Origin of the sequence: Acinetobacter sp. BMW17 (assembly GCF_001592855.1) — a bacterium.
Lineage (GTDB): Bacteria > Pseudomonadota > Gammaproteobacteria > Pseudomonadales > Moraxellaceae > Acinetobacter > Acinetobacter johnsonii.
On the sequence record NZ_LSOD01000039.1, the window covers coordinates 1 to 18,900 of the forward strand.

13 protein-coding genes, 3 tRNA genes and 1 pseudogene are annotated in these 18,900 nt (G+C 41.6%); 9 read left to right on the forward strand and 8 right to left on the reverse strand.

Annotation, left to right across the window (positions count from 1 at the left end):
- Positions 1-236: 236 nt before the first annotated feature.
- The 6 genes from AXW61_RS11850 to lldP form a co-directional block, all read right to left on the reverse strand.
- A tRNA-Ser gene (locus AXW61_RS11850) sits at positions 237-327 on the reverse strand.
- Positions 328-414: 87 nt separating this feature from the next.
- The gene (locus AXW61_RS11855; RefSeq protein WP_062034456.1) at positions 415-2,451 is read right to left on the reverse strand and encodes an NADPH-dependent 2,4-dienoyl-CoA reductase; all 2,037 of its coding nucleotides are present in this window, start codon (positions 2,449-2,451) and stop codon (positions 415-417) included.
- Between the two features lie 190 nt (positions 2,452-2,641).
- A complete protein-coding gene (gene dld, locus AXW61_RS11860) occupies positions 2,642-4,339 on the reverse strand; it encodes a D-lactate dehydrogenase (protein WP_062034457.1) in 1,698 nt (565 codons plus the stop codon).
- A 331-nt stretch (positions 4,340-4,670) separates the two neighbouring features.
- On the reverse strand, positions 4,671-5,825 hold the full coding sequence (gene lldD / locus AXW61_RS11865; protein ID WP_062034458.1) for an FMN-dependent L-lactate dehydrogenase LldD: 1,155 nt from the start codon (positions 5,823-5,825) through the stop codon (positions 4,671-4,673).
- Between the two features lie 2 nt (positions 5,826-5,827).
- The gene (gene lldR / locus AXW61_RS11870) at positions 5,828-6,571 is read right to left on the reverse strand and encodes a transcriptional regulator LldR (RefSeq protein ID WP_004694009.1); all 744 of its coding nucleotides are present in this window, start codon (positions 6,569-6,571) and stop codon (positions 5,828-5,830) included.
- Positions 6,572-6,603: 32 nt separating this feature from the next.
- The gene (gene lldP, locus AXW61_RS11875) at positions 6,604-8,271 is read right to left on the reverse strand and encodes an L-lactate permease (protein ID WP_171254078.1); all 1,668 of its coding nucleotides are present in this window, start codon (positions 8,269-8,271) and stop codon (positions 6,604-6,606) included.
- Positions 8,272-8,897: 626 nt separating this feature from the next.
- On the opposite strand from lldP, the gene argG reads away from it, so the two are divergent.
- Positions 8,898-10,241: an argininosuccinate synthase gene (gene argG / locus AXW61_RS11880; RefSeq protein WP_004694013.1), complete on the forward strand. Its 1,344-nt coding sequence runs from the start codon at positions 8,898-8,900 to the stop codon at positions 10,239-10,241.
- A 55-nt stretch (positions 10,242-10,296) separates the two neighbouring features.
- Here the strand turns inward: argG and AXW61_RS11885 are convergent, their stop codons facing one another.
- Positions 10,297-11,559 (reverse strand): GGDEF domain-containing protein, encoded by a 1,263-nt coding sequence (locus AXW61_RS11885; protein WP_062034460.1) that lies wholly within the window; start codon positions 11,557-11,559, stop codon positions 10,297-10,299.
- A gap of 151 nt (positions 11,560-11,710) precedes the next feature.
- Here AXW61_RS11885 and pyrC point away from each other — a divergent pair, with 151 nt between their 5' ends.
- The 5 genes and pseudogenes from pyrC to AXW61_RS11905 all read left to right on the forward strand — a co-directional run bounded on the left by pyrC (position 11,711) and on the right by AXW61_RS11905 (position 15,318).
- Positions 11,711-12,745, forward strand: a complete 1,035-nt coding sequence (pyrC, locus tag AXW61_RS11890; RefSeq protein WP_062034500.1) for a dihydroorotase — start codon at positions 11,711-11,713, stop codon at positions 12,743-12,745.
- Positions 12,730-13,389, forward strand: coding sequence for a ribonuclease T (rnt, locus tag AXW61_RS11895; RefSeq protein WP_081408298.1), 660 nt, complete (start codon positions 12,730-12,732; stop codon positions 13,387-13,389). Before pyrC ends, rnt begins: the two co-directional genes overlap by 16 nt.
- Before the next feature lie 20 nt (positions 13,390-13,409).
- A tRNA-Glu gene (locus tag AXW61_RS11900) sits at positions 13,410-13,485 on the forward strand.
- Between the two features lie 125 nt (positions 13,486-13,610).
- A complete protein-coding gene (locus AXW61_RS17620; RefSeq protein WP_171254079.1) occupies positions 13,611-13,763 on the forward strand; it encodes a hypothetical protein in 153 nt (50 codons plus the stop codon).
- 125 nt (positions 13,764-13,888) lie between these two features.
- Positions 13,889-15,318: pseudogene (locus AXW61_RS11905) on the forward strand (amino acid permease).
- A 173-nt stretch (positions 15,319-15,491) separates the two neighbouring features.
- On the opposite strand, the gene AXW61_RS11910 reads toward AXW61_RS11905, so the two are convergent.
- Positions 15,492-16,184, reverse strand: coding sequence for a hypothetical protein (locus AXW61_RS11910; RefSeq protein ID WP_062034462.1), 693 nt, complete (start codon positions 16,182-16,184; stop codon positions 15,492-15,494).
- Between the two features lie 107 nt (positions 16,185-16,291).
- Between AXW61_RS11910 and AXW61_RS11915 the strand changes: the two genes are divergently transcribed.
- The 3 genes from AXW61_RS11915 to AXW61_RS11925 all read left to right on the forward strand — a co-directional run bounded on the left by AXW61_RS11915 (position 16,292) and on the right by AXW61_RS11925 (position 18,875).
- A tRNA-Glu gene (locus tag AXW61_RS11915) sits at positions 16,292-16,367 on the forward strand.
- A gap of 109 nt (positions 16,368-16,476) precedes the next feature.
- On the forward strand, positions 16,477-17,889 hold the full coding sequence (locus AXW61_RS11920; protein WP_062034463.1) for an amino acid permease: 1,413 nt from the start codon (positions 16,477-16,479) through the stop codon (positions 17,887-17,889).
- A gap of 80 nt (positions 17,890-17,969) precedes the next feature.
- The gene (locus tag AXW61_RS11925) at positions 17,970-18,875 is read left to right on the forward strand and encodes an alpha/beta hydrolase (protein WP_062034501.1); all 906 of its coding nucleotides are present in this window, start codon (positions 17,970-17,972) and stop codon (positions 18,873-18,875) included.
- Positions 18,876-18,900 lie beyond the last annotated feature (25 nt).

Genomic DNA, 18,900 nt, shown 5'->3' on the forward strand with positions numbered 1-18,900 from the left:
GCAATCGAGGAAAAAGATTGGGATTGAGGTTCAATCTAATTGCTGGGATCTATAATTTGGAACTGAGTAAAAAATGATTTATGAAAGAGGTCTAATCTATTTCTAAAAAAAAATTATTAAATATTTTTCTATTTTCAGCATCATTTTTTCTTTTCAAATTCATTACTTAATGTATGCGTGATGATGTAAGTATAATTAAAAAAAGCCCCCTGTAACTACAGAGGGCTTTTCAAATTTGGCGGAAGCGGTGAGATTCGAACTCACGGAGGGGTATAAGCCCTCGTCGGTTTTCAAGACCGGTGCATTAAACCGCTCTGCCACGCTTCCATGTGCGCCATCATACGGAGCTTTTGTTTTGATGACAAGTAAAACTTACCGTCAAAGCAATCAACTGCATATTGTTTCATCAAAAGTTTATAATTTCGAGGCGATTTCAGCACCTTCACGAATCGCACGCTTCGCATCTAGCTCAGCAGCCAATTTAGCACCACCAATAATGTGGTAATTCGCTAGTGTATTTTGCTCAGCACTTGGCATCAGGTCTTTCACTGACTCCTGCCCTGCACACACAACAATGGTATCGACACGTAGCAATTGATCTTGTCCTGCTATATCCACCCAAAGCCCTTCATCAGTCACAGCTTTGTACTGAACGCCACGTAACATACGTACTGCATGCTTTTTCAACTGTGCACGGTGTACCCAACCCGAAGTTTTACCTAAACCTGCTCCAAGTACAGAGGTTTTACGTTGTAATAAATAAATCTCACGAACAGGCGGATGAACTTCTGCGGCCTGCGTGCCTCCTTCAGAGACATAATTCGGGTTTGGATCTACGCCCCATTCACGTTGCCAATCTGCAAGTGGTTGTGGCTGAGGTTGATGCTCTGGTTTCAATAAATACTCAGACACATCAAAACCAATCCCTCCAGCACCAATCACCGCAACTTTTCGACCGACAGGTGCACCGCGTAACACTTCTGCATAAGACAAGACTTGCGGTGAATCACTCCCTTCGATACGTAATGCACGTGGCACAACACCTGTAGCTATAATAATTACTTCAAAGCCTTCACGCTCAAGCTGCTCACGATTCACCTTGGTGTTTAAACGTAAGTCGACGCCAGTTTTTTCAATCTGTACTTTGAAATAACGAATGGTCTCATGAAACTCTTCTTTACCGGGTACAACTTTTGCCAAGTTGAACTGTCCACCCACTTCATGACTTGCTTCAAACAGAGTCACTTGGTGTCCACGACTGGCTGCAACTGTCGCGGCTGACATACCTGCGACGCCACCACCCACAACCGCAACTCGTTTCGGTTGTTTCACTTTCAAATAAACCAACTCAGTTTCAAACGCTGCACGCGGGTTAACTAAACAAGTAGCACGTTGGTTTTTAAAGGTATGATCTAAGCATGCTTGGTTACAAGCGATACACGTATTGATTTCATCGACACGATTGGTCGCTGTTTTATTCACCCAAAAAGCATCAGCCAATAACGGACGCGCCATTTGCACCATATCGGCTTTGCCCGATGCCAAAATCTCTTCTGCCGTGTCTGGCATATTGATACGGTTTGAAGCAATCACTGGCACAGCCACGTGCTTTTTCACTTCCGCAGTATAGTCAACAAAAGCAGCACGTGGCACCGAAGTCACAATGGTCGGAATACGCGCTTCATGCCAGCCAATTCCTGTATTCAATAAGGTAATGCCTGCTTTTTCTAGTGCTTGCGCAATCGTAACCACTTCTTGCATGGTATTGCCGTCATGCACCAAATCGAGCAATGACAAACGGAAGCAAATAATAAATTTCTCGCCGACTTGTGCACGTATCCCTTTGACAATTTCGACCGCAAAACGCATACGGTTTTCAATCGGCCCGCCCCAACGGTCTTCACGTTGGTTCACATGACGGCTTAAGAATTGATTCAGTAAATAACCTTCTGAACCCATAATTTCTACACCATCATAGCCCGCCTTTTTGGCAAGACTGGCACATTTAGCATAGTCATCAATGGTATTCAAAATTTGTTTTTCAGACATTTGACGCGGTTTAAAAGGCGAAATCGGTGACTTGATTGGGCTGGCAGAAACTACAAAGGGTTGGTAGCCATAACGTCCCGCATGCAAAATTTGCATTAAAATTTTTGCGCCATGCTTATGTACTGCATGGGTCACTAAACGATGCGGAGCAATATCTCCCAACGTATTCATTGTCCCACCCGCAGGAAGAAGCCAACCTTGACGGTTTGGAGAAATCCCGCCTGTAATGATCAGACCGACACCGCCTTTAGCACGCTCACCGAAGTATGCTGCCAATTTTGGATAATTATAAAAACGATCTTCCAAGCCCGTATGCATGGAGCCCATCACCACACGGTTTTTAATGGTGGTAAAACCCAAATGTAAGGGTTTTAAAATATGTGCATAGCTATTGGTTGTCATCATGAATCCTTATCTTTGGCTTTGCAACTTGTTGCATACTACTTTAGCTGTTTTTTAAAATATTGGGATGACAATTTATAAAAAATTCTTGGTATCTCCGGTCAATTCAGCTGAGCTCTCAAAAACATAGGGCAATAAAAAAACCAGTGATGTTGCCGTCACTGGTTTAGTTTTTTTAGACCAATATCCTTTACTGCCAATGCTTCAACTTACTGGTTTGTCCAATACCTACATTAAAACTATTGGTTGGATCAAGCTTTTCATAATGTGTTCGTAGCGCAGGTTTTGCTACATATAAATGTCCGACATTATGCTCAGCTGGGTATTCTGCCCCACGCGCATCAAGTAAATGCCACATTTGGTGTTCCATCGCCAAAGGATCTACGCCTTTTTTCACAATATAGTCCTGATGAAACACATGACATAAAAAGTGACCATAATAGAGTTTATGAACAATCAGATCATCCATCTCTTTGGGTAGGGTTTCCACCCACTCTCGATCATTACGACGTAATGCAATATCCAGAGCCACAATATCTTCAACCTCTGAACGGTGCGTATCCCGATAGCGAATTGCTGCACCTGCAACGGCAAAGCGATGTAAAAATGCTTTACGTCCTTCTTCCTCGGTACAGTGGAAAAAATCACCTGAGGTTTTATCTTGAAAATAACATTTTAAAAAGCTTTCAACTTGCTCGACATCTTGATTTTCAATCCGAATAACCAAATGATGTTCATACAGATCACGAAAAATATTCATCCGTTTCGGTAAATGATTGGGCAAAAATTTGGTGATCAATTGCAGGACTTTATCTGACAGACCTTTCATACCAAATTTTTCTAAGTACGCATCGACCTTATCTTTCATTGCAAATGCGGCAGGTACTTTGGCTGTACCGAGTTTTTCAATGAACATGAAGGTGTCTTTACCGTACTCCGCCCCAATATCATAAGCCACACGGTGGATGTATTCCCCTGCAATCGGCAATCGCGGCAAATCTTTTAGTAAAAAACGGCGGATTTCAGTCAAATCATCATGTGAGTTTGTACCCACATAGAACACTTGACTTGGAATTTTTTCAAAGGTATCTAAACGTACGGCAAAAACACACACTTTACCTGCCGAACCCGATGCTTCATATAAACGAGACGGATCGGCATTAAAACGTGCAGGCGTATTTTCGTCAACTTGTTTAACATCATGTCCATAACGATGGTCCGATGCGCAGCAGCCTGAGTTATTGATAATATCGCCGATTTGATAATTTTTCGTTTCAAGCTTGCTTAGAATTTCTTCAGGTGTTTCTCCGAGATTTACCCCTAGATGATTCACCAACTCTAACTGACCATCATCATTGACACGGGCATACAATGCCAGCTCAGTATAAGCAGGACCACGGCGCACCAAAGCACCGCCTGAGTTATTACAGACACCACCTAAAACTGAAGCTCCAATACACGATGAACCAATCACCGAGTGTGGTTCCCGATTAAATGGCACCAATTCTTTTTCAAGTCGATCTAGTGTTGCACCGGGTAGACAAATCACTTGCTGACCGTCATTAATGACCTGTATGCCAACCAAACGACGCGTGCTGATCAAAACCACAGGACGGTCATATTCATCGCCAAAAGGTGTTGAACCACCAGTCAAACCTGTGTTGGCTGCTTGCATAATTACAATACAATCTGCATCAACAGCTGTTTGCAATACTTGCCACTGTTCCAGTAATGACCCAGGTGCAACAACAGCCAGTACTTTTCCTGCACCGTAACGACGACCTTGGCGGTATAAACGTGTGTCTTTATCGTCAGTTAAAACGTGTTGTTTACCAACAATGGTGATGAGTTTTTGAATAGTTTGCTGTGGAGATAATTGAGTTTGCATAAGGAGTTTTCCTATTCCAAATTTTAATTAAGGAATAATGTTTATTTATTCATTTATTTAACTTCTTATATTCAAATTCAAAGTGCAAAGATCAATTCCATATTTGAAATCCCCCTATATCTCCCTTTTCCAAAAGGGGACTTTTCTTTTACCTAGATCAATTCAAGTAAAAACAAGCCCCTCCGTTTACAAAGGGAGAGTATTGCAAATTTTACAATCAATTAATTTGCAACATTCCCCTCTTTTATAAAGAGGGGTCAGGGGAGATTTACATTGTGAATTAAAACAACTTCACACTATCCATTTTCATACAATAGAAATTATTAAAAACTTACTCAGCCAACTCTCGCTCTAACTTCACTAAACAGTCAGACGTAATATCAGCAATGGTTTTTGCACCTGTTAAAGTCATTGCCACACGCATTTCTTTATCAATCAGTTCCAATAGATTTGAAACACCTTCACCGCCTGCTGCACCGAGTGCATAAACAAAAGCACGACCGAGCATACACGTGTCCGCACCCAACGCCAGCATACGTACCACGTCTAAACCATTACGAATACCCGAATCCGCGAGGATTTTAATATCACCCTTGACTGCATCTGCAATTGGCGGAAGTGCACGTGCAGAAGATAAAACGCCATCCAGCTGACGACCACCGTGGTTTGAAACCACAATCCCATCTGCACCGAAACGCACTGCATCTTTGGCATCTTCAGGATCCAGAATTCCTTTAATGACCATTGGCCCATCCCAAAACTCACGAATCCACTCAAGGTCTTTCCATGAAATAGACGGATCAAAGTTAGAACCTAACCAACCAATATAATCTTCTAGGCCTGTAGGCTTACCTAAGTATTTAGAAATATTGCCCAAGTCATGCGGACGTCCCATCATGCCGACATTCCACGCCCAGTGTGGGTGGAAACACGACTGCATATAACGGCGCATTGCTGCATTTGGGCCACTCATACCCGAGTGGGCATCACGGTAACGCGCGCCCGGAACAGGCATATCCACAGTAAACACCAAGGTTGAACAGCCTGCCGCTTTAGCACGCTCCAAAGCATTTTTCATGAAACCACGGTCACGTAGTACATAAAGCTGAAACCACATTGGACGCTGAATCGCAGGTGCCACTTCTTCAATTGGACATACTGAAACGGTAGACAGTGTAAACGGAATACCCTTTTTATCTGCAGCGACAGCAGCTTGAACTTCACCGCGGCGTGCATACATGCCTGTTAAACCCACAGGCGATAATGCAACAGGCATCGACAAAGTTTCATCAAACAGTTTGGTTTCTAAACTTAACTGTGACATGTCGTTCAGTACACGCTGGCGCAAAGCAATTTTTGATAAATCTTCTACATTGCGCTTCAGGGTATATTCTGCATACGCACCACCATCGATGTAATGGAATAAAAATGGCGGTAAACGACGTCGTGCCGCTTCACGGTAGTCATTGGCAGAAGAAATAATCATGCTTATATCCTGTTTAATCGACTGGCGCGCTGACGACGAGCTTCTTCTTCATCAATCATTCGCACCTGTTGTACTACAAACTCAATGTGTCCACAGACTGCTTTACGTGCAGCTTCTGGATCACGGCGTTCAATTGCATTCATGACTTGAAAGTGCTGATCATGCAATTGATCAAAACGGTGTGCTTCGCTATAGACTTTTCGGCGTCCCAAAGCGACGTTGAACTGCAACAAATCAAACAGACCACGCATCATCTGAATCAAAACCAAATTATGAGATGCTTCAGCAATCGCTAAATGAAATTTCGCATCTGCACGAGCCGCCTCGTCATCATTTCCCAAAGCCTGAAAATGGTTAATCTGATCATAATGATGTCTGATGTTCACCAGATCTTCTTGGGTTGCGCGTTGTGCTGCATACCAAGTTGTTCCACCTTCTAAAATAATGCGCGCCTCTTGCACATCAAATCGGTAAGCAGGATCTTCACTCATCAAATTACTAATCGGTTGTACGATTTGATAACTGGACCACGTTGCTGGTAATTGTTTTAAAAAAGTCCCCGCCCCCACTTTGCTGACCAACATACCCATGCTGGTCAACTGCGAAATGGCCTCTCTTAAAGAAGAGCGAGAGACTTGAAGCTGTTCACACAGTTTTCTTTCAGCAGGCAGACGGTCTCCAACTTGCATATTGCTTTGTTCAATCAATACACGCAGGCTTTGTACAGCTTTATCGGAGACTTTCATCTGCTTTCCTTAACGTTGATACACAATTTGTGTTATGGAATCATCCATGGGAACACATAGGCTTGTAGAGTAATCATAATACCCATCATAATTGTGAACGTTATACTGTGTTTTAAGGTAAAACGGAATAAATCAGACTCTTTACCAACCAGTCCTACCGCCGCACACGCAATCGCAATCGATTGAGGTGAAATCATCTTACCGGTCACACCACCACTGGTATTGGCTGCCACCAGTAAAACTTCTGGCACACCAATTTGCTGAGCTGTAGTGGCTTGAAGCGCTGAAAACAGTGCATTGGCAGAAGTATCTGAACCCGTGAGGAATACACCCAACCAACCCAAGAAAGGTGAGAAGAACGTAAATGCCGAACCTGTATGTGCAAGGGCTAAAGCCAAGGTCGAAGACATACCCGAATAGTTTGCGATAAAAGCAAAAGATAACACCATACCAATTGAATAAATGGGAACTTTCAACTCATTCAGGGTTTCACCAAAAGTTACCACAGCATCTTTCGGTTTCATCTTCAAATAGGCAATGGTGATCAATGCTGCAATAAAGATCGCAGTTCCTGTAGCCGAGATCCAATCAAACTTGTAGATCGCGTCATAGTCTTTAATTTCAGCAACCACGGGTGGCATTTTTTGAATCATTTGATGCAAAAATGGCACTTTGATTGAAATCACGAGATCATGCAATGCACCGTCTTTAGCAAATAAATCCTTAAACGGTTTCACACTCCAGATCGTCACCATCAAAGTTAAAATCGCGAATGGAGACCATGCTTTTGCAATTTGTCCTACAGTGTATTTTTGCTGTTTTTGTGCAGCCACATCTTCACTCATCGTTGCGTCTTGATCTGCAAAACGGAAAATGTGCTTCGGCTGCCAGTATTTAAACAAAATTGTTAAAGAAATCAGGGATGCAATTGCAGCCGTAATATCGGGTAATTCTGGACCAACAAAGTTAGAAGTTAAGTATTGTGCAATTGCAAAGCTACTAGCACCCACCACAACTGCTGGCCATGTTTCTTTAACACCGCGCCAGCCATCCATGATTGCCATAATCCAGAACAACACGATTGGCACCATAAATGGTAGCTGACGGCCCACCATTTGGCTGATTTCCATCGTATCGACACCAGAGACTTGTCCAGCAACGATAATTGGAATACCCATCGCACCAAAAGCCACAGGTGCTGTGTTTACGATTAGACAGAGACCTGCTGCATATAAAGGTTTAAAGCCTAAACCTACTAATAGTGCAGCGGTAATTGCCACAGGAGCACCAAAGCCTGCCGCACCCTCTAAGAAGGTACCGAAAGCAAAGCCCACCAACAGCATTTGTAAACGCTGGTCTTCAGTAATTGAGAGAATAGAAGAACGAATGATGTCGAACTGGCCTGTCTTCACTGAAATTTTATACAGGAATACCGCACCAATAATGATCCATGCAATCGGCCATAAACCGTAGAGGAAACCATAAGCCATCGATGCGAATGCCATCAGCACCGGCATCTTATAGGCAAATAAAGAGACAAGAAGTGCAAGTACAACGGTGATCGTACCCGCCACACTGCCTTTTAAACGAAATACCGCGAGCGCCAAAAAGAAGAAGATAATCGGAATCAGTGCAATTAGACTTGAAATCCAAATATTCCCCATTGGGTCATACATTTGCTGCCATTGAAGCATTGTCATCTCCTTGAAATGCTTACTAAGATTTAATTTTGAGCATATTATTGGCACTTTTACCAATATTGGACAGACCAATATAAGCAACCGTAAAGAGAAACAAACCAATAATGACTTATACTTGGCTTATTTTGATTTAAAATGAAGTAAAACTTCAATTAAAAGTTATTATTGGTATGACCAATGTGAGTCACCTTTATAAACTAGATCATATTTCAATCAAATTAATATCATTGTTTTTAATGATATTTTTATTAAAATAATGCCAATTTTAGACTTTAGTCTAATAATATAAAAAATAATCACCCAACTTAAATCCAGCTTAATACTCAAAAAATGGAAAAATCACACAATATTGGTCATACCAATTTAAAACCAAACTAACTCCCCCACTTTTCTGATTAATTTACAGCCTAAACATCTTCTAAAAAGACAAAAAGTGAGCACACAATATAGAAACCGATTTTCTCCAGAAATTTTTCAACAGTATCGATATGCACATGAGCCTTAATATTTTTAAAGCCCTATGATTTTTTAGAAAAACCATTTGGAAAAGTGCTACAATCGCGGATATATGTATTCTTTCAGGCCACCCATTCTCGGTGCCTATATTTATATCGTTAGGATTAACAATGACTGATAATGCAACTATCTTGCAGAATGTCCCAGTTGGCAAAAAAGTTGGTATTGCCTTCTCTGGTGGTCTAGATACTTCAGCTGCACTTTTGTGGATGAAACAAAAAGGCGCAGAACCTTATGCTTATACAGCAAACTTAGGTCAGCCTGATGAAGACGACTACGATGCGATTCCAAAAAAAGCGGAAGCGTATGGCGCAGTAAAAGCTCGCTTAGTTGACTGCCGTTTACAGCTTGCACTTGAAGGTATTGCTGCAATTCAATGTGGTGCGTTCCACATTTCAACTGGTGGTGTACCGTATTTCAACACGACGCCATTGGGTCGTGCAGTAACAGGGACTATGCTTGTTACCGCAATGAAAGAAGATGATGTCAACATCTGGGGTGATGGTTCAACATATAAAGGAAACGATATTGAACGTTTCTACCGTTATGGTTTATTGACCAACCCTGCACTTAAAATCTATAAGCCTTGGTTAGACCAAACGTTTATTGATGAATTAGGTGGCCGTGCTGAAATGTCGCAATTCTTGATCGACAACGGCTTTGACTACAAAATGTCAAAAGAAAAAGCTTACTCAACTGACTCAAACATGTTGGGTGCGACCCACGAAGCAAAAGATCTTGAATACCTCAATGCAGGTATCAAAATTGTTGACCCAATCATGGGCGTTGCATTCTGGAAAGACGACGTAGAAGTTAAAGCTGAAGAAGTATCGATTACTTTTGAAGAAGGCTTCCCTGTTGCAATCAATGGTCAACGCATTGAAGACCCTGTTGAGTTCATTCTTGAAGCCAACCGTATTGGTGGTCGTCATGGTCTAGGTATGTCTGACCAAATCGAAAACCGTATTATTGAAGCAAAATCTCGTGGTATTTATGAAGCACCGGGTATGGCACTTCTACATATTGCTTATGAGCGCTTGGTGACTGGTATTCATAACGAAGACACGATTGAACAATACCGTATTAACGGTCTACGTTTAGGTCGTTTACTTTACCAAGGTCGTTGGTTCGACTCTCAAGCATTAATGCTTCGTGAAACTGCGCAACGTTGGGTTGCTAAAGCCATCACAGGTACTGTGACTTTAGAACTACGTCGTGGTAATGACTACACCATCATGAACACTGAGTCTGAAAACCTCACTTATGAAGCTGAGCGTTTGACGATGGAGAAAGGTGATTCAATGTTTACGCCAATGGACCGTATTGGTCAGTTAACTATGCGTAACTTGGACATTACCGATACTCGTGCGAAACTTGGTATTTATACCAATACTGGTTTATTAGCTGTAGGTACTGGTTCTGCTGTTCCACAGTTAAAAGACAAAAACAAATAAGTTTGTTGAATGTCAAGAAAACCGCTCATAAGAGCGGTTTTTTTATTTTAGCGATTCATTCTATACACGTCGATGTGGTTAAAGGCTGATAATAAATCTGATTACGCCCCAATTGCTTGGCACGGTATAAAGCCTGATCTGCGATACCCAATAATTCGACTTTGCTCAAATCCACCTCGCCTTTAAAGACTGTAATCCCTAAACTAATGGTGACAAATGGAGACACTTCAGACATTTCATGCGGAATTTCCAAACGCTCAATCGCTCGGTAAATATTCGAAGCAACCGCATAAGCGCCATGTGCATCGGTTTCTGGCAATAACACCACAAACTCTTCGCCGCCATAACGCGCCACAAAATCCATATGTCGAATCGCATTTTTAATAGATTTTGCAATCGATGAAATCACATCATCGCCCTTTTGGTGACCATAACAGTCGTTATATTTTTTGAAAAAATCAACATCGATAAACAAAATCGATAAGGGTGTTTCATCCTGACGTGATTGCTCATAATAGGTATCCATCATTTCGTCAAAATTACGCCGATTTGAGATCTTTGTCAGCTCATCATTCTGACTCAAATGCAGCAATTCTGAAGTATGTATTCGATGTATTTTTTCACTAATTTTAGCACGACGAATATTTAAAAAAATGATGCGCTCGCGGGCGTAGATCATACGACTAATGATAAACCCCAGCAAACAGCTACCAAACATCACACGCCCCATCACGATCGCGTCAAACTTGACTAGAGTCGAAATCAGGACTAAAAATGAAACCCCAGCGGCTGCTACACCAGTCATAAAAACATATCCCGGCTTTACCCCAGTCAGCAAATACCCCAAGACATAAATCATGCAGATAATCATCATTGCTTGATGGCGCAAAGCTTCGGTATGTACCGACATGGTCAACCAAGTCGTCGAGACCACAGCCCAAAACACAGCAAACATGGCTGCATAGGCAAAAAAAGGCTTTAGTTTGGTAAAATGTGAAAAAACATAAAGGAATAAAAGACAAACAGCACCATTTAGTAGCCCCAGTAAACAATGGATAAAATCTTGTTTAAAATGAGACTGCTCAATAATCCAGTAATCCCCCGGAATCGTTAAAATGGCGAAAATAAAATAAGCCAAAACACCAGACCAAAGAAAGTCATTAATATTGCGACGCGCGCGCTCTAAGTTTAATCGCCAAAACTCTTGTTCTAATTTCTGAGGAAAAACCTGACCAATGCGACGGTTGTGTCGTGTAATCAGCTCTTCCATTTTTTCTTTGTCATACTGAAGTTTGGCGAGGTTGTATTTATATTCCATACCAGACCAGATTTAATTCTTGTAGTTGCCTAAAAATAACACAAAATTACAAAGATAAATCATAATAATCAGACAAGATGCCTTTATTTGTCATTACCATTTTTGGCGCATATGCATTATCATCTGTTTTATTTCTTTGACAGAAATCGCCTTGAATACGATTACGATTCTCCAGCCAGATGATTGGCACGCTCACCTTCGTGATGGTCTTGCATTACAACGTACGGTTCCCGATTTAGCCCAACAGTTTTCACGCGCTATTTGTATGCCAAATACCGTACCTCCCGTTAAAACGGTTGAGGAAGCGAATGCGTACCGAGAACGCATCATGGCGCATGTACCAGAAGGCAATGCCTTCGACCCACGCATGGTGTTGTATTTTACTGACACAACTTCGCCTGAAGAAGTCAAGAAAATTAAAAATTCTGAGTTTGTAAACGCGATTAAACTCTACCCTGCTGGTGCGACCACCAACTCAGACAATGGTGTAAGCGACATTCGTAAAGTCTATGCTGTCATTGAGCAACTTGAAGAGCATCAGGTTCCATTACTGTTGCATGGTGAAGTTACGCACAATCATGTCGATATTTTTGACCGTGAAAAGCGCTTCTTAGACGAAGTTCTTTCTCCGTTGCTGAAACAATTTCCAAAACTGAAATTGGTTTTAGAACACATTACGACTAGTGAAGCGGCCAACTTTGTTTTAGAACAAGACCGCAATGTGGCTGCAACCATTACTCCACAGCATTTACTGTTTAACCGTAATGATATGTTGGTTGGTGGCATTAAACCGCACTTCTATTGCTTACCGATTTTAAAACGTCAAACCCATCAGCAAACTTTGCTCGAAGTTGCGACCAGTGCCAACCCTAAGTTTTTCTTAGGTACAGACAGTGCACCGCACTCTAAAAATGCCAAAGAAAATGCATGTGGATGTGCAGGCTGCTACAGCGCGCCAACGGCAATTGAACTTTATGCTCAAGCATTCGATCAAGTGGGTAAGCTTGAACGCCTTGAAGGTTTTGCCAGCCACTTTGGTGCAGACTTCTACGGTCTACCGCGCAATACTTCAACAATTACACTGGTAAAAGAAGACCAAGTCATCCCTGAGAGTTTAGACTATTTGGATGGTGAACACATTATTCCGCTGTATGCGGGTAAAACCATTCAATGGAGAAAAGTGTGACAAATGAAACATTGCCAATGATTGGTCAGCGTTTCCGTGGTTTTCTACCTGTTGTTGTCGATGTCGAAACAGCAGGTTTTAATGCACAGACCGATGCCTTATTGGAAATTGCTGCAATTCCGATTATTTATAATGAAGAAGGTCAATTTGTACCGGGTCCTGCACATCATGCGCATATCAACCCCTTTGAAGGTGCAAATCTAGACCGTCGATCATTGGACTTTATTGGTATTGATCCCTTTAACCCCATGCGCATGGCTATGGCTGAAGACGAAAAAACAGCATTAAAACGTATTTTTAAAGCCGTCAATGAAGTTCGTCGCCAACAGAACTGTACACATGCGGTCTTGGTCGGTCATAACGCCCACTTTGATTTAGGCTTTGTACAGGCAGCGATTGCACGTACAGGGACTAAAAATCAAAACCCATTTCACAGTTTTTCAGTATTTGACACCGTCACCTTAAGTGCTGTGATGTTTGGTCAAACTGTTCTTGCGAAGTCATGTATTCAAGCAGGGATTGAGTTCGATGGTAGAGAGGCCCACTCGGCTTTATACGACACTCAAAAGACCGCCGAACTGTTCTGTTATATTTTGAACAAACTCGCGCCACACTTACTTGACACTCTGGTGGCGGATCAATAAGATACCGCCATCCTCGCAACGTCCCTATCGTCTAGAGGCCTAGGACATCGCCCTTTCACGGCGGTAACCGGGGTTCGAATCCCCGTAGGGACGCCATCTTATTCTATTTATTCAAAACAACACTTTTCATTTAATCGGTTCTGATTGACCACCGATATTTCATTTCAATTTTAACCATGCACTCGCTATACGATGCTTCGTGTTTTTCAAGGTTGATTGCTATGCTTAAAAAATCTTTAATCTTTTTATTGATTCTATCGCCTTCTATTTTTTACCTATGGTTTGTCCAACAAGGCACCAAACAAGACCCTGTTGTACAAGAAATACATTCAATTGCTGAAAACAGCTCTTCTTATCCAACACCCGACCACTAAAAAATAGTCTTTAAGCATTTGTTTTTTAAATTGATACCGATAGTTCATCAGATAATTTCAATTCACGTGATTTTTCATCTTATTAAAAACTAGAATATAACTTTAAGCCCATTGTTTGATTTTCTATGCAATCTGCAACGCCGCCTTCGCAGTCTTCAACTGATTCACCGCAAAATACCTCATTAAAACGTGCCATGAGCACGCGCCACCTGATCATGCTATCGCTTGGTGGTGCCATTGGCACAGGTCTATTCATGGGCTCAGGCGAAGTGATCTCTCAAGCAGGCCCTCTTGGTGCTGTGCTGGCTTATATTATTGGCGGGTTGATTGCATATATGGTCATGCTTTGCCTTGGAGAGCTTGCAGTACATTTACCTGTTTCTGGTTCATTTGGTGCCTTTGCAACACGTTATATTGGCCCTGGCACAGGTTATATGGTGTCGTGGATGTATTGGCTCGGCTGGTCGGCAACACTCGGTACCGAATTTACCGCAGCAGCTATTTTGGTACAGGAATGGTTCCCACAGACGTCGATCTGGTTATGGACGTTAATCTTTGCCAGTGGCGTACTGATTTCAAACCTCAGTTCAACCCGAGCCTTTGCAGAGTCTGAGTTTTGGCTCTCCATGATCAAAGTCACAACTGTACTCATTTTCATTCTATTAGGCTTTGCTTGTATTTTCGGTGTTATCCCTTTTCAGGGGTATGAATCTGCACCCTTATTTAACAACTTGACTGCACAAGGCTGGCTACCGAATGGCCTTATTCCTTTGTTTACCACCTTATTAATTGTGAATTTCGCTTTTAATGGCACAGAAATGATTGGCATTGCCGCAGGTGAAACTGAAAACCCAGAAAAAAATGTACCCAAAGCCATTCATGCCGCGGTTTGGCGCCTCATTATTTTCTTTGTTGGTACTATCATTGTCATTAGTTCCCTGTTCAGCTATAGCAACACTGGTTTGCAAGTGGGCGGGCATGGCGGCTTAAGCAGCAGTCCATTTGTGACTGTATTCACCCAAATGGGCATTCCCTATGCCGAGGATTTTATCCGTTTTGTGATTATCACGACATTATTATCAACCGCAAACTCAGGCTTATATGCTGCATCACGCATGATGTGGGCCCTGTCCTCACAAAACCAATTGCCCAAGCTTTTTGCTAAAGTAATAAATCTGGGGTGCCTTATATTGCCATTTGGGTCACCATGATTGGTGGCTTGCCGGGCTTGCTCTCTGAGCAATTTGGTGCAGATGTCATTTTTAAGAACTTAATGGGTATTGCAGCTTTTACCATGGTGATTGTCTGGATGAGTATTTGCTGGAGTCAGTTTAACTTCCGTCGCCAATGGTTAAAGCAAGGCCATGCTTTATCGGAGCTGAAATTCCGTACCCCTTGGTATCCGTTGGTTCCGATCCTAGGCTTTATCTGCTGTACTGCGACAGGTTTAAGTATGGCGGCAGACCCTGAAATGCTTTCAGGTTTTATTGGCTGCTTGCTCTTTATGGCCGCTTGCTATGCCAGTTACTATTGGCTCTATCACAATAAAAACTAAGCATCTTCAGCAAAGTGAGCTCAAGCTTATTTTTTGAGCTCACTTTTGCAACAATAAAATCATTCAAATACCTAATAAAAGAAGAATAAAGGCTTTCATTCTAATTCATCCATGATTTATGGATAAATTTTAATCCACAAAACACTATACGAGTGATAATCTAAGGAAATAATTCAACTGCTTTTCTTCAACGAATTTTTATCCTGACTCATCATTAATATATAATCCCATACTTTCAACTCCAATAAGTCTTTTTCAGATTTTGTCACTTTAGCGCCATTAGATAAAAGAAAAACAGCTAGAATAAAGAGAAATAATTGGATAGTTATTCTCAAACTTGCATTGGGTATTAATGCAATTATAGTGAAATTAACAACCATTAACGAAAATGGTAAAACCATCCGATTGGAATTCATTTCTTTTTTGAATTCTGGCAAGTCCCTATCAATAGCCAACAGATCTTGTTTGTCTTTACACCACGACATAGGCTCAAAAAAAGCATCTAACTTTTGTTCTAATTTCTCAAGTTCAATATTATCGCTACACAACTGATATCTTCGAATCTTTAAGATTAAATACAGTTTAAAAAAGCTCTGAATATCCAAACAGTAATGAGAATTATCTAATGATTTAAGGTGATTATATGTGCTTCTATTCGCTCCATCAAAATCTCTAAATATAAGTTCATCAATAATTCTTTCAAATTCTGATTTACCAATAAACAAGGAGAAATGATTGGGATAAAACTCGAACCAATGTAAATAATTCAATAGAACGATATTGAATCTTTCATGGACTTTTCCCGCATTAAATTGATTAATTTCAAATGGAATTGCAGAAATAAACTCATTAAAATTATTTTTCATTAATAAATTCTGTTTTTTGTGTCATTTATATACATTTAGAATATAACAATGAAACTCTATTTTGACAAACAGGATTTTTATCTTTAGTATATGCATCACCTCGCAACGTCCCTATCGTCTAGAGGCCTAGGACATCGCCCTTTCACGGCGGTAACCGGGGTTCGAATCCCCGTAGGGACGCCATCTCTTGATCTTATCCGATCAACACTTATTCATAATTACTATTATTTCATTGCAGATTTGCAGTTTTTCACTACAATAGCCCGCTTCATTCCTGAACTTATTAACGCTTATGCACTCATCTCCGAATGATGCTTCGCATCAGGGCAATTCTGCGCCTTTAAAACGCGCTATGAGTACTCGACATCTGGTTATGATTTCGCTTGGTGGCGCAATCGGGACTGGCCTATTTTTAGGATCGGGTGAAGTCATTGCACAAACGGGGCCTGTAGGTGCCATTATTTCTTATTTCCTCGGCGGGATCATTGCATATATGGTCATGCTGTGTTTAGGGGAACTTGCTGTTCATATGCCTGAGTCTGGCTCATTTGGCGCCTATGCCAAACGCTATATCGGACCAGGTACAGGTTATACCATCACATGGCTGTACTGGCTAACGTGGTCCGTCACGCTAGGAACCGAGTTTACAGCTGCCGCACTGCTCATGCAGGAGTGGTTTCCAGATAGTTCAATGTGGATGTGGACTCTAATTTTTGGTGCATTTGTATTTAGTTTAAATATGATTTCGACCAAATGGTTCGCTGAATCTGAGTTTTGGTTGGCTTTAGTCAAAGTTATCACCGTTGTTATTTTTATTTTATTGGGTCTACTCGCTATTTTTGGCGTGATTGGCTACAGAGGCTATGAAGCTGCGCCTTTATTTAGCAACTTAACAGCTCAGGGTTGGTTCCCAGAAGGCTTGTTCCCTATCTTTACCACCATGTTGATCGTGAACTTTGCATTTTCTGGTACAGAGCTGATTGGTGTTGCTGCGGGTGAAACCAAAGATCCTGCTAAGAATGTACCCAAAGCCATCAATACTGCGATTTTCCGCTTATTGATTTTCTTTGTGGGTACCATATTGGTCGTGACTTCACTCCTTCCGCATCAAGAGGCAGGTTTAGCAGCTGAAGGCGTGAGTAGCAGTCCATTTGTAACCGTATTCCAGCACATTGGCATTCCTTATGCTGAAGATATCATTCGTTTTGTGATTATCACTGCGTTGCTATCTGCTGCGAACTCAGGACTATTTGCCGCTTCGCGTATGATGTGGTCGTTGTCTTACCAAAAACAGTTGCCAACAGTCTTCTCAAAAATCAATGCACGTGGTGTCCCTTACATGGCAGTCATCGTGACCATGATTGGCGGTATGCCGGGTTTACTGTCTGAACAGTTTGCACCTGAAGCCATTTTTACAAACCTTTTAGGTATTGCAGCGTTTACCATGGTCGTCGTTTGGATGAGTATTTGCTTAAGCCAATTTAACTTCCGTCGCCAATGGTATAAACAAGGACGTAAAAAAGAAGAATTAGGTTTTGCAGCACCCCTGTTTCCTATTGTGCCAATCCTTGGCTTTATCTTCTGCTTTATCACCTGCGTCAGTATGGTGTTTGATCCAAGTATGCGTATTAGCTTCTTTGGTTGTTTACTGTTTATTGCAGTATGTTATGCCAGTTATTACACCTTTTATCACAAGAAATCTTAATCCGTATTGTTAAAAAGAGCGACTTCGGTCGCTCTTTTTTTTATACTGTTTTTATCAAGTACATCATCGGTGCATACACGATGAATATTGTATGGATTCATGGGATGAATCAGCAGCACAAGACTGCACGTACCCTGCTTCAACATTGGCTTGTGATCTTACAACAGGTACTGAGCGAACTTGGCCGCGCAGATGACCTTCCCTATCTTCAGCGGCACAGTCGGCTGGCCTTTTATGGAGATCTTCTAACACGTCAGCATTTAGAAAACACCCTCAATGCCAGCACCCTCATGCCACAACATTGGTCTCCTTTTTCTTTTTTACATCCTATTCACCTGACGCACACCGCTGCACCCAATATCGAACATCAAGCTGAAATTTCTAAAACCCCCCAGCTCACCATTTCAGATGAACTCTCATTCAATAATAAAATTAAATACATCAGCCTCCTCGGCAAAGATCTGGCCTTACGCGACTTAGCTAGTTTAATCAACCACTTCCCAGAACTGCATAGTAGCTTTATTCATCGTTTTTTGATGGAAGCGTATCTATATTTATGCAATCCACACTTCATCCACACCGTGCATACGCGTCTGCATGAGCACTTACACGGTACGAAACCCAATATTGTGATTGCCCACTCTTTAGGCAGCGTGATTGCCTATAATTATTTAATTCGACACCCTGAACTTAAGATTCAAGCACTAATTACCCTCGGTTCACCACTTGCTTTTCGCGTTATCCAGTGCCATTTACAACAACCTATTCAACGGCCTGCAGCTTTATGTGGCGATTGGATCAATTTTTATTCAGATGCTGATTTTCTGAGTGCTTTTCCACTGAACCAAAAACCGTTTGCTTTTACTCCCGCCATTATCAACAAGCAAATCACCACCGATCTTGCTCATCCTCATCTGATCGAAGGCTATTTACGCCATCCCGAGTTCATCAACAACTTGCTTAAGTTGCTTAAAAAATCGGCTTAAATCATATGATTTTTAATCATTTTAT